The sequence below is a fragment of the Actinomycetospora sp. genome (assembly GCF_055612215.1).
In genome coordinates this window covers 1-13,643 of record NZ_JBVPVA010001012.1, presented here as the reverse complement: position 1 = coordinate 13,643, position 13,643 = coordinate 1, and the positions used below count along the sequence as shown (strand labels likewise).

Here is a 13,643-nt window from a genome sequence, read left to right as displayed (position 1 = left end):
GGTGCCGATCACCAGTGCCACTGCCACCGACAGCCCGGTGATCACGAGGTTGTAAAAGACCTTGCGCGCAGGCTCGGAGAAGGCCCACTGGTATGCGAAGTTCATGAACGACCCGTCCAGGGTGTCCAGCAGCGACATCCCGGCTGCGAACAGGACGGGGAGTGCCAGGATCGCGTAGGCGGGAAGCCCGGCCCCCGCGGCACCCGCGGCCAAAAAGAGCAGGCTGACCTCGGTGGCGGTGTCAAAGCCCAGGCCGAACAGCAGCCCCGTCGGGTACATGTGCACGGGCTTGCGGACGGCCCTGGTGACGCGGCCGAGGATGCGATTCATGAAGCCCCGCTCGTCGAGGTGGCGCTCGAGCTCGGCCTCGTCGAAGTCGCCGTGCCGCATCCGTCGGAAGATCCGCACGATCCCGATCAGCACCACCAGGTTGACGACGCCGATCAGGATCAGGAACAGCCCGCTGACCGCGGTGCCGACGAGTCCGCCGACGACCTTGAGGGGCGAGTCGTCGTCGCCGATCTCGGTGGTGACGGCCCGGACGCCGAGCCCGAGCAGCAGCACGAGCACGAACACGATCGTCGAGTGGCCCAGCGAGAACCAGAACCCGACGGTGAGGGGCCGTGGCCGCGTCGTGTCCGGTCCGTCGGGGCCCTCGCGGTCGGCCAGCAGCTTGCGCGTGGTGTTGTCGATGGCCGCGATGTGGTCGGCGTCGAAGGCGTGCCGCATCCCCAGCAGGTAGGCGGTCAGGCCGAGGCCGAGGCCGAACACCCCGACGTCGCCCAGCTCGTAGTGCGCGGGCGCGACGAACACGACGAGGGTGCCCCAGCCGAGCACGTGCAGCAGGAGGACGAAGCCGACCATCCCGCCCACGGAGCGCTTCTCGGGAGGGATGAGGGCGAAACGGCGCGTGGTCGCGGGCGCGGTCATCGTCACGAGCCGGAACGTTCCCTCGACCGTGTCGCTGATGCAAGTCTTGTGCAGTTGAGCCATCCGTGCAGTCAGGGCCGATCGGCGCACCGTCGGGGATCCGGCGTTCCCGAGCCCCGCGCTGGGGTCATCCCGAGACCATGACCTTCGCTAACTACCAGGACGAGCTGTACGCCCAGGGCCGGCGCGGCGACGCCCCGCAGTACCCGATCGCCCTCGCCGACCTCGAGGAGAAGGCGTCGCACATGATGACGCCGAAGACCTGGGGCTACGTCGCCGGTGGCGCGGGCAACGAGCAGACCCAGCGCGCGAACGTCGCGGCCTTCGAACGCTGGGGGCTCTACCCGCGGATGCTCGTCGCGCCCGAGGAGCGCGACCTGTCGATCGACCTGTTCGGGCACACGTTCCCCTCGCCGATCTTCATGGCCCCGATCGGGGTGTACGGGCCGTGCGCCCAGGACGGCCACGGCGACCTGCACTGCGCGGAGGCCTCGGCCCGCACCGGCGTCCCGTTCTTCGCGGGCACGCTCTCGGCCGACCCCATGGAGGACGTGGTCCCGCTGCTGGGCGACACCACCGGCTTCTTCCAGCTCTACACGCCGCCGGACCGCGACCTCGCCGCGAGCCTGGTGCACCGCGCGGAGAAGGCGGGCCTGAAGGGCATCGCGGTCACGCTCGACACCTGGGTCACCGGCTGGCGGCCCCGCGACCTGCGCGGCGCGCACTACCCGCAGGTCCCGAGCACGTGCCTGACGAACTACACGAGCGACCCGGAGTTCCGGAAGCGCCTCGGCCCGGACGACGACCCCGTCGAGACGTTCATCCAGAACCTCCCGATCTTCGGCGGGCCCTTCCGGTGGGAGGACCTGGACTGGCTGCGGGCCGAGACCGACCTGCCGATCATGGCGAAGGGCATCTGCCACCCCGACGACGCCCGACGGGTCAAGGACCACGGCGTCGACGCGATCTACTGCTCGAACCACGGCGGGCGGCAGGCCAACGGCGGCCTGACCACGCTCGAGTGCCTGCCCGGGGTCGTCGAGGCCGCCGACGGGCTGCCGGTGCTGTTCGACTCGGGCGTGCGCAGCGGCGCGGACGTCGTCAAGGCGCTGGCCCTCGGGGCGACGGCGGTCGGGATCGGCCGCCCGATCGCCTACGGGCTGGCCATCGGCGGCACCGCCGGCGTCGAGCACGTGCTCCGGATGATCCTCGCGGAGGCCGACCTGATCATGGCGGTCGACGGCTATCCGACCCTCGCGGACCTCACGCCCGACGCGCTGGCGCGCACGTGACCGCGCGTGGTCGCCGGGGCGACCAGGCCTGGCCCACGTGGAATGTCCCGGGGGACCGTCGGGGTTGGTGGTCGACATGAGCGAGCAGAGTGTGGAGCGCAGCCCCACGAGCTGGGTCAGCGAGCAGACCGAGAAGATCCTGGAGACCGGGACGACCGAGGGCATCGAGGTCCTCGGTTCCCCGATCGTGCTGCTGACCCTGCGCGGCGCGAAGTCCGGCACGCTGCGCTACACCCCGGTGATGCGGGTGGAGCACGAGGGCAGCTACGCCGTGGTCGCGTCCAAGGGCGGTGCCCCGGACAACCCGGTCTGGTACTACAACATCAAGGCGCACCCGGAGTTCCCGCTGCAGGACGGGACCGAGACGAGGACCTACGTCGCCCGCGAGGTCTCGGGCGAGGAGCGCGCCCGGTGGTGGGAGCGGGCGGTCGCGGCCTACCCGTCCTACGCGGAGTACCAGGAGAAGACCGACCGGGAGATCCCGGTCTTCGTGCTCGACCCGAAGTGAGTCCCGGGGCGGCGCGCTCCGGCGCGCCGCCCGTCGGGTCTACCGGCCCTCGTCCCCGGCGAACCAGGCGCCCAGCTGCTCGGCGACCTCGGCCCCGTCGGCCCGCAGCTCGTCGAGCTCCGGATCGGTCTGCTCGGGGCCGAGCTCGAACCAGATGCTGTACCCACCCTGGTAGGGCTCGTCGCCCCAGCGTGCGGTCAGCGACTCGAGCAGCGCCGCCAGGGTCGGCGCACCCCGGACGACGGCCTGCGCGGTGGCGCGCACGGCGCTGCCGTCGGCGAGGGTGACGCGGATGCCCTGCGCGTCGTGGGCGCTGAGCTCCAGCATCAGGCCGTGCTCGGTGCCCGCCCGCCCGACGACGGCCTCGGCGAGCTCGTCGACGAGCAGCAGCAGGGTCTCGACCGAGACGTCGCAGCCCCAGGCCGCGACCGCGGCCAGCGTGACGGCGCGTGCGTCGCGGGCGGTGTGGTCGCCGACGGGCAGGTCCGCGTGAGCGGTCAGGGTCGCCATGGGTCCTCCTCGGGAACGAGCACGAGGAGCGATCTGGTTGCGCACCATCGAACTACTCACCGTTGTACAGGGCCCGTGGTGGCGGAGGTCGTCGCCGCCGACCACATCACTCGTTCAGACCACCAGCAAAGATCCGTGTACACAACGTGATGTCAGGTCTGTACGGGTGGTCCACCTCGGCGCTCGGCCGGCTCGGCCGCCGCATGGTCCTGGGGAGCGGGACGGGGGCGCGAGACGATGATCTGCACGACGCCGATGACGAGCACGCCGATCGTGAGCAGCCGCTCGGCGGCGGGCAGCTCGTGCACGTAGCCGTAGATCTGGGTGCCGACGGCGAAGAGCTGGGCACCCAGCGGGAGCGCCACGGCGGGCCACCCGGTGATCTCCCGCGAGGCCCGGGGTCGCGACGGCAACCGGGTCGCGCCGACGGCGAACGCGAGCGAGCCCGCGCTCCAGAGGAAGTCGTAGGGGCCCTCGTGGGAGACCGCCTGCGTCGCGGAGAGGCTGTAGATCGAGTCGGCCGCGGTGAGGCAGACGAGCCCGGCCGCGACCCACGGCCAGCTGCCGCCGAGCCGCCACGACATCAGCGGGAGCGTCCCGAGGAGGGCCCCGAGGAGCACGACGTCGCCCAGCGGGTACGCGACGGTGACCACCAGCCCGAGCGGGTCGACCGGCGAGTTCTCCGCCACCGGCACGATGACCAGCGCGACACCGGGGGTCGCCACGATGAGGACCAGGACGAGGCCGTCGAGCCACCGGTGCCAGGGGACGTCGGCGACCCGGGCCCGGACCATGAGCACCAGCCCGGCCATGAACAGCGGGTAGGTGGCCAGGTAGAGCACGTCGGTCGGATTCGGTGTCGGCACCGGGCTGCCGTCCGCGTACAACGCGCCCCAGGTGATCTCCGCGACCGCGAAGAGGAACAGGGCGGCGGCGAAGCACCACCACGCGGCGCGGCTGGGGCCGGGTTTCCGCCGGGTCGCGCCCCACGCACAGATCGCGCTCGAGGCGAGGATCAGCGCGTCGTGGAGCCAGTCGTCGATGACCGGCAGGTCCGGGGCGTCGTCGCCGGCCGCGATCTGGTGGGTGGCCTCGACGACCAGACCGATGAGCAGCAGCGCGGCGAGGATCGCCGGGGCCGCCCGCCGCACGGTCACCCCGTCCCGGCGAGCCCGAGGACCTCCTCGAACCCGGCGACGAGGCACTCCCGGAAGAGCGCGGGGTCGGTGATCGCCGCCGGGTCGAGCGTGGCGGCGATGCAGCAGGTGTCCTCGTGCGAGGTCAGCGCGATCATCGCGGGTGCGCCGGGCAGCGGGGCGAACGGGTAGCTGCGCACGATCCGCGCCCCGGCGAGGTACGTGGGCCGGGTCATCCCCGGGACGTTGCTGGCCTGGAGGTCGTTGGCGCTGGTGGCCGCACCCTGGACGCGGGCGAGCAACGGCGCGGGCAGGGCGGCCAGCACCGGGGCGACGAGCCCGAGGGCGTCCACGACCCGCGCACTGGTCACCGCGCGCACGATGTCGCGCACCTGCCCGATCCGGGTGGCGGCGTCGACGTCGTCGAGGGGGACCGCGAAGCGCGTGCCCGCCCAGTGGTTGCCGCCCATCGGATCCGACGGGTCACGGGTGTTGACCGGCATCCCGACCGGGATGCGGTCGGGCGCCGGGAGACCCAGGGCCAGGTGGTAGCGGCGGATGCCCCCGACCAGTCCGGCGAGGTACGCGTCGTTGAGCGACCCGCCGGCGGCGCGGCCCGCGGCCTTGAGCGTGGCGAGGTCCACGTCGAGCGCTTCGAAGCGGCGGTTGAGGCTGCGGCCGCGGAACGCGGGGGAGCCGGTGAGCGTCGGCGGGAGCGCGGCGCGCGCCGCGGACCACACGGCCGCCCAGCCGTCGGTGAGCGTGGTGACCGGGGCGAGGGCCGCGCGCCCGAGCGCCGTGACGCCGGTGCGCAGCCCCCCGACGACCGCCGGGGGCGCGGCGACCAGGGCGCGCCCGGCCTGCCAGGCGGTGAGCCCGAGCCGCGAGGGCGGCGTCGACCCCGGGGGCGGGGGGTCGGCCTTGTCGGCGGAGGGCTCGCGGCTGCTGCTGTGCAGCAGGCTGAGGATCTGCACCAGCCCGAGCCCGTCGGCGAGGCTGTGGTGGACCTTGACCAGGTAGCCCGCGCGCCCGCCGTCGAGCCCCTCGACCAGGAGGGCCTCCCAGGCCGGGCGGCTCCGGTCGAACGGGGTCATCGCGCACAGCGCGGCCTGGTCGAGCAGCTCGCGCAGCCCGCCGCCCTCCGCGAGCCGCATCCGCCGCAGGTGGAACGACAGCGCGAAGTCCGGGTCGGGGACCCAGGTGGGCGGGCCCCATCCCCACGGCTCCATCACCCGCTGGCGCAGCCGCGGCACGACGCGGGTGGCCCACTCGTGGGCGGCGACGAGCCGGTCCCAGTCGGGCTCGGCGTCGAGCACGTCGACGATCACCACGATCGAGCGCAGCCGCGGGTCGACCTCCGCCCGCCACATCATGGTCTCGAGCGGGTTCATCTCGCCCGGGGCGTCCGCCAGCGGGTCCGGCTCCGGGGTCACCGGCATCCTCCGTGGGCCGTCCGCGGCGTGCTCAGCGTCGGAGGGCCGATCGCTTCACGCCGCCGTACACGGCGGTGGCGACGAACAGCACGACACCGATGATCGCCAGCCAGAAGAGCCCGTGGATCACGATCCCGAGGACCGCGAGGACCAGCCAGATAACCAGGGCGACGACGAGCAGACCGACGAGCATCGACAGGCCCCTCAGGACGGGGAAGGTGACTCCTCCCCGGAAGCCTCCAGCGTGGCAGGTCCGCGGCCCCCTGACGAGCAGTCCGGGGCCGGTCGGCCCACACGTCCCCGATGCCGGGATCGCCGTGTGAGGTGGCGGTGGGGGACGCCGGCGGTCGGTGGCCGAGCGGCAGCGGCGGGAGCACCATGGCGGACGGGAGCGCACTCCACGACGGGGTCGCCCCGTCCCGAGGGGAAGCCTCAGCAATGAATGTCGTCGTCGTCATCGTGATCGTGGTCGTGCTGCTCGGCCTGATCCTCGCCTCGTCCACGTTCCGCCTGGTCCAGCAGTACGAGCGGGGCGTCGTCCTGCGGTTCGGCCGCCTGCTGCCCGCGGTCCGCGAGCCGGGGCTGCGCACGATCATCCCGGTCGCCGACCGCATGCGGAAGGTCTCGATCCAGACCGTGGTGCTCGACGTCCCGTCACAGAGCTCCATCACCCGCGACAACGTGACGATCGGCGTCGACGCGGTCGTCTACTTCCGGGTGGACGACCCGGTCCGTGCGGTCATCAACGTCGAGAGCTACGTCCAGGCCACCTCGCAGGTCGCCCAGACGTCCCTGCGCTCGGTGATCGGCCGGTCCGACCTCGACACCCTGCTGTCCGACCGCGCCCGGATCAACGCCGAGCTGCGCGACGTCATCGACGCGCCGACCGAGGACTGGGGCATCGTCGTCGAGCGCGTGGAGATCAAGGACATCTCGCTGCCCGAGAGCATGCGCCGCTCGATGTCCCGCCAGGCCGAGGCCGAGCGCGACCGCCGGGCGCGGGTCATCGCCGCGGACGGCGAGCTGCAGGCGTCCGGCAAGCTCTCCCAGGCCGCCGGCACGATGAGCGACACCCCCGGGGCCCTGCAGCTGCGCCTGCTCCAGACCGTGACCGACGTGGCCGCCGAGAAGAACAGCACGCTGGTGATGCCGTTCCCGGTCGAGCTGCTGCGCTTCTTCGAGCACGCGACCGGGGGGACCCTCGGTGCGCAGGCCGGACCGGGCGCCGACGCGTCGACCGATCAGCCGGACGAGGCCGTGCCGGCCGACCGGCCGCACCGGAACGGGGCCGTCGCCGCCGTGGAGGCGGGGGAGCCGCTGCCCGACGTCGCCGTCCCCGGGTCGGCCGACGTCCCCGAACCGGCCGACATCCCGGAGCCCGCGGACATCCCGGAGCCGGTCGCCCTGCCGGAGCCCCCGACCTTCACCACAGACGACCCGGCAGGTCGTCGATGAGGCGGGTCAGGTCGTCGCGGAGGACGGCCGCGTAGGTCGCGGCCACGCGCTCGTCGTACTCGGCGAGGGTCAGCCGGCCGTGCTCGAGGGCGCGCGTCAGCCGCTCGACCACCAGGGCGCGCTCACGGTCGGACGCGCGGACCCCGCTGCGCTCCGTGTCCATCCGCCCGCCGTCCCGTCGCCTCGGCCCGACCGTCCGACACGAGCCTACGAGCCGACCCGCCCGACGGCCGGGGAGATGTCGGGCCGGGCGAACGGGACGCCCGGCCGGGAGCCCGGGGGCCGTCCGCGTGCGCGGACGGCCCCCGGACCGGACCTCAGAAGTAGGTCTTGCGTCCGACCGGCCGGCCGACCGCGCCCAGGAGCGTGAGGATCAGGCCGACGACGAGCAGGATCCAGCCGATGGTCACGATGATGCTGGGAACGGGCAGCAGATAGCCCAGGACGATGAGGATGATTCCGAGGATGATCACGGGGGTGCCTTTCGACGGCGGGGGAGCGGGGCACCGGGACGTGGAGATCGGGGAGTCCGACGCCCCGTCCCGGCACTTTTCGCAACGAGTCTGTCCGGTGCGGCGGTGCTGGTGAGGGGTCGATCGGGACAATATTTTCCCTTTCGATCCGATCGGGCGGCATTCGGCCGATGACTGACCGAGGAGTGGACGTGGCGCAGTTCTACGTCGACGGGTACCGGCCCGGCGACCCCTTCACGACCGACGCCCATCCCTCCGTCGCGCAGCGGTCCGCGGACCTTCCCGAGCGCACCGACGTCCTCGTCGTCGGCGCCGGCCCGGCCGGCCTCGTGCTCGCCGCGCAGCTGGCGGCCTTCCCCGAGCTCCGCACGGTCGTCGTCGACCGCCGGGACGGTCCGCTGGCGGTGGGGCAGGCCGACGGGGTCGCCTGCCGCACGATGGAGATGTTCGAGGCGTTCGGGCTGGCGGGCCGGGTGATCGAGGAGGGCTACCAGGTCAACGAGGTCAGCTTCTGGCGGCCCGACCCGGAGCGGCCCGGGCACATCACGCGGACCGGGCGCATCCCCGACGTCGAGGACGGCCTGTCCGAGATGCCGCACATGATCGTGAACCAGGCGCGGATGCTGGCCTTCCTGCGTGAGCACACGGCCCGGTCGGCGTCACGGGCGGAGCCGTTCCACGGGGTGCGGCTGGTGGACCTCGCGCTCGACGACGACGTCGAGCACCCGGTCGCGGTGACCGTCGAGCACGTCGGGTCCGGGGAGACCTCGACGGTCCGGGCGCGGTACGTCGTCGGGTGCGACGGGGCCCGCAGCGCCACGCGGGCCGCGATCGGGCGCGAGCTGGTCGGCGACGCGATGAACCAGGCCTGGGGCGTGATGGACGTCCTCGTCGACACCGACTTCCCCGACATCCGGCTCAAGAGCGCGATCACCTCGGCCGAGGGCAGCGTCCTGGTCATCCCGCGCGAGGGCGGCTACCTGGTGCGCCTCTACATCGAGCTCGACCACGACCGCGACGCGGAGATGCTCCGCGACCGCGGCGTCACGCCCGGGGAGCTCGCCGCCGTCGCGAACCGCATCCTGGCGCCCTACACCGTCGAGGTGCGCGACGTCGGGTGGTGGTCGGTCTACGAGGTCGGGCAGCGGCTCTGCGACCGATTCGACGACGTCCCCGACGCCGAGCCGGGTCGGCTCCCGCGGGTGTTCATCGCCGGCGACGCGTGCCACACGCACAGCGCGAAGGCCGGGCAGGGCATGAACGTCTCGATGGCCGACGCCTGGAACCTGGGCTGGAAGCTCGGCGCCGTGCTGCGGGGGACCGCGCGCCCGGAGCTGCTGCGGACCTACTCCGAGGAACGGCAGCGCGTGGCGCAGGAGCTCATCGACTTCGACCGGGAGTTCGCGGCCATGTTCGGCGCGCACGCCGACGTGACCGACGCCGACCCCGAGAAGTTCCAGCGCTACTTCCGCGAGCAGGGCCGCTTCACCGCCGGCTTCGGGGTCCGCCACGCCCCGTCGATGATCACGGCGACCGATCCCGCGCAGCACCTCGCGGCGGGGTTCGAGGTCGGCACGCGGTTCCACTCCGCGCCGGTCGTCCGGCTCGCCGACGCCAAGCCGATGCACCTCGGCCACGCCGCCCGCGCCGACGGGGCGTGGCGGCTCTACCTGTTCGCCGACCGCGACGGCGCCGCGCTGCGCGGGCTCTGCGACCACCTGGCCGTGACGCTGCCGCGGTGGACCCCCGCCGGCGCCGACCCCGACGCCGTCGTCGACGTCCGCGCGGTCCTCCCGCAGCACCACCACGACGTCGAGGTCACCGACCTGCCCCCGCTCCTGCGGCCGCGCAAGGGCCGCTTCGGGCTGGTCGACCACGAGAAGGTGTTCTGTCCCGACCCGGCCGACGACGTCTTCGACCTGCGCGGCGTCGACCGCGACACCGGCGCGGTCGTCGTGGTCCGCCCCGACCAGTACGTGGCGCACGTGCTCGCGCCGCACGACCACGACGCCCTCGACGCCTTCCTGGGCGGGGTGCTGCTCGACGTGCCCTGACGCGTGCCCGTGCGCGCGTCGCCGGGCGATCTCAGGGGAACAGGGCCGGTGCCACCACCGCCGAGGAGGGCGACGATGCCGAACGGTCCGCTGCGTCCGCTGCTGGACGCCGTCGACGGAGTGCTGCCGGAGACCCGGGACTTCTACACCGACCTGCACGCCCACCCCGAGCTCTCGAACCAGGAGCACCGCACCGCCGCCCTCGCGGCCGCGCGCCTGGCCGACGCCGGCTTCGAGGTGACGACGGGCGTCGGCACGACCGGCGTCGTCGGCGTACTGCGCAACGGCGACGGCCCCACCGTGGCGCTCCGCGCCGACATGGATGCGCTCCCCGTGCGGGAGGCGACCGGCCTGCCCTACGCCAGCACCGTGACCGCCACCGACGCGGACGGCGCCGAGACCCCGGTCGGGCACGCCTGCGGACACGACGTGCACGTGGCGTGGCTCGCGGCGGCGGCGGCGCTCTTCGGAGCCCACCGCGACGCCTGGTCGGGGACGCTCGTGGCGCTGTTCCAGCCGGCCGAGGAGACCGGGACGGGCGCCCGGGCGATGGTCGACGACGGCCTCGTCGCGCGGTTCCCGACCCCCGACGTGGTGCTGGGCCAGCACGTCATGCCTGCGCCCGCCGGGATCGTCGCCACCCGACCCGGCACGGCCACCTCGGCGTCGGACGTCTGGCGGATCCGGATGTTCGGCCGCGGAGCCCACGGCTCCATGCCCGAGGCCGCGATCGACCCGGTGGTGATGGCGGCATCCACCGTGGTGCGGCTCCAGACCGTCGTGTCCCGGGAGCTGGGCATGAACGAGGCCGCGGTGCTCACCATCGGCGTGCTGCAGGCGGGCAGCAAGGAGAACGTCATCCCCGACGAGGCGACCATCGGCCTGAACCTGCGCTGCTACGACGAGGGGGTGCGTGCCCGTGCGCAGGACGCCATCCGGCGGATCGTGGCCGCCGAGGCGCGCGCCGCGGGCGCGCCGCGGGAACCGGAGATCACCCCCGTGGAGACCTACCAGGTCACCGACAACGACCCGACCGCGACCGACCGGGTGCTGACGGCCCTGCGCGATCACCTCGGCGCCGACCGGGTGGCGTCGATGGGACCGGCCTCGGCCAGCGAGGACTTCGGCGAGCTGGGCCGGGCCTGGGGGGCGCCCTCGGTGTTCTGGTTCGTGGGCGGTGTCGACCACGCCACCTACGACACCCTGGCGCGCGAGGGCCGGCTCGCCGAGCTGCCCACCAACCACAGCCCGTTGTTCGCTCCGGTCCTGGACCCGACGGTGCGCACCGGCATCGAGACCCTGGTGACCGCGGCGGGGGCCTGGCTGGCACCGGAGGGAGACGGGGCCGCGGGGTGAGCGCCGCGTCGGTGACGGCCCTCGTGCTGGACCTCGCCGGGACCTTCGCGTTCGCCCTCAACGGGGCGCTCACCGCGGTGCGGGCCGCGCGCCTGGACATCGTCGGCGTGGTGACGCTGGGCATGATCACCGCGCTCGGCGGCGGCATCCTGCGCGACGTCCTGCTCGGCGCGCTGCCCCCGGCGACGTTCAGCGACTGGCGCTACCTGGCGGTGGCGGCCGGCGGCGGGCTCGTCGCGTTCGTGCTCAGCGGCCGGCTGGACCGGCTCGCCCTCCCCATCACGGTCTTCGACGCCCTCGGCCTGTCCCTGTTCGCGGTCACGGGCGCCGGCCGGGCGTTGGCCCTCGGCGCGGGGGTCGGGCAGTCGATCCTGCTCGGCACGATCACCGCGGTCGGCGGCGGCACCCTGCGCGACGTGCTCGTCCGCCGGGTCCCGAGCGTGCTGAGCAGCGAGCTGTACGCGATCCCCGCGCTCGTCGGCGCCGCGGTCGTCGTGGTGCCGGCGCGGCTCGGGGTCGGGGGACCGGTCTGGGTCTACGTGGGCGCGGCGGCGTGCCTGCTCATCCGCCTGCTCGGCGTCCGCTTCCGGCTCGAGGCGCCCCACCCCCGGGACCCGGGAGCCGTGGGAGAGGACCAGTGACCCGGTAGCCGGTTCTGCGTCCGGGCGGGCCGCGGCCTCCTCCTCCACACCGGCCCACTCGGAGCCGTCGCCGTGGCCGGACGGGCATGATGGTCCTCGTGAGTGGCCCGAGCATCAAAGATGTGGCGGCCCGGGCCGGGGTGTCGCTCGGGACGGTGTCCAACGTGCTCAACCGGCCGGAGCGCGTCAGTGCGGCGACGCGCGGTCGGGTCGAGGCGGCGATCGGCGCGCTGGGCTTCGTCCGCAACGACTCGGCACGCCAGCTGCGCTCGGGTCGCAGCCGCACGATCGCGTTCGTCGTGCTGGACGCGGCGAACCCGTTCTTCACCGACGTCGCGGCCGGGGTGCAACGCACGGCGGACGGGGCGGGGCTCGCGACGTACCTGTGCGACTGCGGTGACGACGCCACGCGGCAGGCGCGCTACCTGGAGCTCCTCGCCGAGCAGAGGGTGCAGGGCGTGCTCGTCACTCCCGTCGACCCGTCCGACCCGCGCCTGGAGCAGCTACCGCAGCGGGGGACTCCCGTCGTCGTGGTCGACCGCGGCGCGGGCCCGACCCATTGCTCGGTGACGGTCGACGACGTCGCCGGGGGCACGCTGGCGGCCGGCCATCTCCTCGAGCTCGGCCACGAGCGGATCGCGGTGGTGGGAGGGCCCACCTCGTTCGGTCAGGTCGCCGACCGAATCGCCGGGGCCCGCGGCGCGCTCGAGCGCGCCGGGCGGGACCCGGCGGATCTGGTCGTGGTCGAGACGACCGGGCTGACCGTGGCCGAGGGCCGTCGCGCGGGGGAACGGATGGCGGGTCTGCCGTCGAGCCGCCGCCCGACCGGAGTGTTCTGCGCCAACGACCTGCTCGCCCTGGGGCTGCTGCAGCGCAGCGTGCACTGGGGACTGCGGGTCCCGGACGACCTCGCGATCGTCGGCTACGACGACATCGAGTTCGCCGAGGCGGCGGCGGTGCCGCTGACCTCGGTGGCCCAGCCGAGCGAGCTCCTCGGCCGGACCGCGGTGGAGCTGTTGCTCGACGAGGTGGCCGCCGGCCCGGAGCACCAGCACCGGCAGGTGGTCTTCGCCCCGGAGCTCGTGGTGCGTTCCTCCACCCTCCTGCTCGGGCGGAGCGACTCCGCCTGAGCCGAGGCGCAGGACGGCCCGGCCCCGCGGCTGGCGGGACCGGGCCGGCGTTGCGGGCCGGGGAGGTCTCAGGACGTGGCCGGGACTGCTGTGGGCCGGTCGGCTCGTTCGGCCTCGATCTGCTCGAGGGACTTGCCGGTGGTGTCGGGCATGGCGAAGAAGCCCACGACGCCGCTGATGACCAGAAACAGGGTGAGCAGGAGCGCGACCGGGACGATGCCGATCGTCGAGAGCAGGGGCACGACCAGGCTGAACAGTCCGAGCAAGACGCGGGCGACTCCGAAGGTGAAGCCCTGCGCGGTGCCGCGCAGCATCGTCGGGAACAGTTCCTGGCTGGTCACCTTGTAGGTGGCCTCCCCGGCTACCGCGCTGCCGACGTAGAAGAGCAGGACGCTGGCGATGACGCTCGGCCCGGAGAAGTCGACGACCAGATAGAGCCCGTAGGAGCAGATCTGCATGATCGCGCCGAGGGCGAACAGGCCCTTGCGGACGCCGTGGCTGCGATCGTAGAAGGGCATGAACAGTGCGAGGGTGCCGACGATGCCTGCGGCGAAGCCGAGGCAGGACAGGGCGACGCCGGCGGCGTTCGAGCCCGCCCCGATGGTCTTGACCATGTACGGGGTGAAGATACCGGCGGTGCCGGCCGCGATGTTCCAGAAGGTGTAGAAGGAGCCGGTGTAGAGCAGCGCCTTCAGGTGCTTGCCGCGGAACAGGGCGCGGACCCG

Annotated in this window: 15 protein-coding genes; 7 read left to right on the top strand and 8 right to left on the bottom strand. The window is 73.5% G+C overall.

Features of this window, described 5'->3' with window-relative positions:
* Positions 1 to 930 (bottom strand): Nickel transporter NicT (gene nicT, locus AC0CYZ_RS27535; protein WP_472221298.1); only part of this gene is annotated, 930 nt, incomplete at its 3' end.
* A 140-nt stretch (positions 931 to 1,070) separates the two neighbouring features.
* Between nicT and AC0CYZ_RS27530 the strand changes: the two genes are divergently transcribed.
* Together AC0CYZ_RS27530 and AC0CYZ_RS27525 are read left to right on the top strand one after the other, a co-directional pair.
* On the top strand, positions 1,071 to 2,222 hold the full coding sequence (locus AC0CYZ_RS27530; RefSeq protein ID WP_472221297.1) for an alpha-hydroxy-acid oxidizing protein: 1,152 nt from the start codon (positions 1,071 to 1,073) through the stop codon (positions 2,220 to 2,222).
* Between the two features lie 76 nt (positions 2,223 to 2,298).
* The gene (locus tag AC0CYZ_RS27525; RefSeq protein WP_472221296.1) at positions 2,299 to 2,730 is read left to right on the top strand and encodes a nitroreductase family deazaflavin-dependent oxidoreductase; all 432 of its coding nucleotides are present in this window, start codon (positions 2,299 to 2,301) and stop codon (positions 2,728 to 2,730) included.
* A 39-nt stretch (positions 2,731 to 2,769) separates the two neighbouring features.
* On the opposite strand, the gene AC0CYZ_RS27520 is transcribed toward AC0CYZ_RS27525, so the two are convergent.
* From AC0CYZ_RS27520 to AC0CYZ_RS27505, 4 genes are all read right to left on the bottom strand, one after another.
* Complete coding sequence (locus AC0CYZ_RS27520) at positions 2,770 to 3,240, bottom strand: hypothetical protein (RefSeq protein WP_472221295.1); 471 nt, start codon at positions 3,238 to 3,240, stop codon at positions 2,770 to 2,772.
* 152 nt (positions 3,241 to 3,392) lie between these two features.
* On the bottom strand, positions 3,393 to 4,397 hold the full coding sequence (locus AC0CYZ_RS27515; RefSeq protein ID WP_472221294.1) for a hypothetical protein: 1,005 nt from the start codon (positions 4,395 to 4,397) through the stop codon (positions 3,393 to 3,395).
* Positions 4,394 to 5,809, bottom strand: a complete 1,416-nt coding sequence (locus AC0CYZ_RS27510; RefSeq protein WP_472221293.1) for a wax ester/triacylglycerol synthase domain-containing protein — start codon at positions 5,807 to 5,809, stop codon at positions 4,394 to 4,396. Before AC0CYZ_RS27510 ends, AC0CYZ_RS27515 begins: the two co-directional genes overlap by 4 nt.
* A 31-nt stretch (positions 5,810 to 5,840) precedes the next feature.
* Positions 5,841 to 6,002 (bottom strand): hypothetical protein, encoded by a 162-nt coding sequence (locus tag AC0CYZ_RS27505; RefSeq protein WP_472221292.1) that lies wholly within the window; start codon positions 6,000 to 6,002, stop codon positions 5,841 to 5,843.
* Positions 6,003 to 6,247: 245 nt separating this feature from the next.
* Here AC0CYZ_RS27505 and AC0CYZ_RS27500 point away from each other — a divergent pair, with 245 nt between their 5' ends.
* Positions 6,248 to 7,264, top strand: a complete 1,017-nt coding sequence (locus AC0CYZ_RS27500; protein ID WP_472221291.1) for a slipin family protein — start codon at positions 6,248 to 6,250, stop codon at positions 7,262 to 7,264.
* On the opposite strand, the gene AC0CYZ_RS27495 is transcribed toward AC0CYZ_RS27500, so the two are convergent.
* The gene (locus tag AC0CYZ_RS27495; RefSeq protein ID WP_472221290.1) at positions 7,233 to 7,427 is read right to left on the bottom strand and encodes a DUF1707 SHOCT-like domain-containing protein; all 195 of its coding nucleotides are present in this window, start codon (positions 7,425 to 7,427) and stop codon (positions 7,233 to 7,235) included. The genes AC0CYZ_RS27500 and AC0CYZ_RS27495 overlap by 32 nt on opposite strands.
* A gap of 154 nt (positions 7,428 to 7,581) precedes the next feature.
* Positions 7,582 to 7,737, bottom strand: coding sequence for a DUF6131 family protein (locus AC0CYZ_RS27490; protein ID WP_472221289.1), 156 nt, complete (start codon positions 7,735 to 7,737; stop codon positions 7,582 to 7,584).
* Between the two features lie 191 nt (positions 7,738 to 7,928).
* Between AC0CYZ_RS27490 and AC0CYZ_RS27485 the strand changes: the two genes are divergently transcribed.
* The 4 genes from AC0CYZ_RS27485 (at position 7,929) to AC0CYZ_RS27470 (ending at position 12,918) form a co-directional block, all read left to right on the top strand.
* Positions 7,929 to 9,791 (top strand): FAD-dependent monooxygenase, encoded by a 1,863-nt coding sequence (locus AC0CYZ_RS27485; RefSeq protein ID WP_472221288.1) that lies wholly within the window; start codon positions 7,929 to 7,931, stop codon positions 9,789 to 9,791.
* 75 nt (positions 9,792 to 9,866) lie between these two features.
* The gene (locus tag AC0CYZ_RS27480; protein WP_472221287.1) at positions 9,867 to 11,147 is read left to right on the top strand and encodes an amidohydrolase; all 1,281 of its coding nucleotides are present in this window, start codon (positions 9,867 to 9,869) and stop codon (positions 11,145 to 11,147) included.
* The gene (locus tag AC0CYZ_RS27475) at positions 11,144 to 11,788 is read left to right on the top strand and encodes a trimeric intracellular cation channel family protein (protein ID WP_472221286.1); all 645 of its coding nucleotides are present in this window, start codon (positions 11,144 to 11,146) and stop codon (positions 11,786 to 11,788) included. The genes AC0CYZ_RS27480 and AC0CYZ_RS27475 overlap by 4 nt, the downstream gene beginning before the upstream one ends.
* A gap of 98 nt (positions 11,789 to 11,886) precedes the next feature.
* Positions 11,887 to 12,918, top strand: a complete 1,032-nt coding sequence (locus AC0CYZ_RS27470) for a LacI family DNA-binding transcriptional regulator (protein ID WP_472221285.1) — start codon at positions 11,887 to 11,889, stop codon at positions 12,916 to 12,918.
* Between the two features lie 68 nt (positions 12,919 to 12,986).
* Here the strand turns inward: AC0CYZ_RS27470 and AC0CYZ_RS27465 are convergent.
* A partial coding sequence (locus tag AC0CYZ_RS27465; RefSeq protein ID WP_472221284.1) for an MFS transporter occupies positions 12,987 to 13,643 on the bottom strand: 657 nt, incomplete at its 5' end.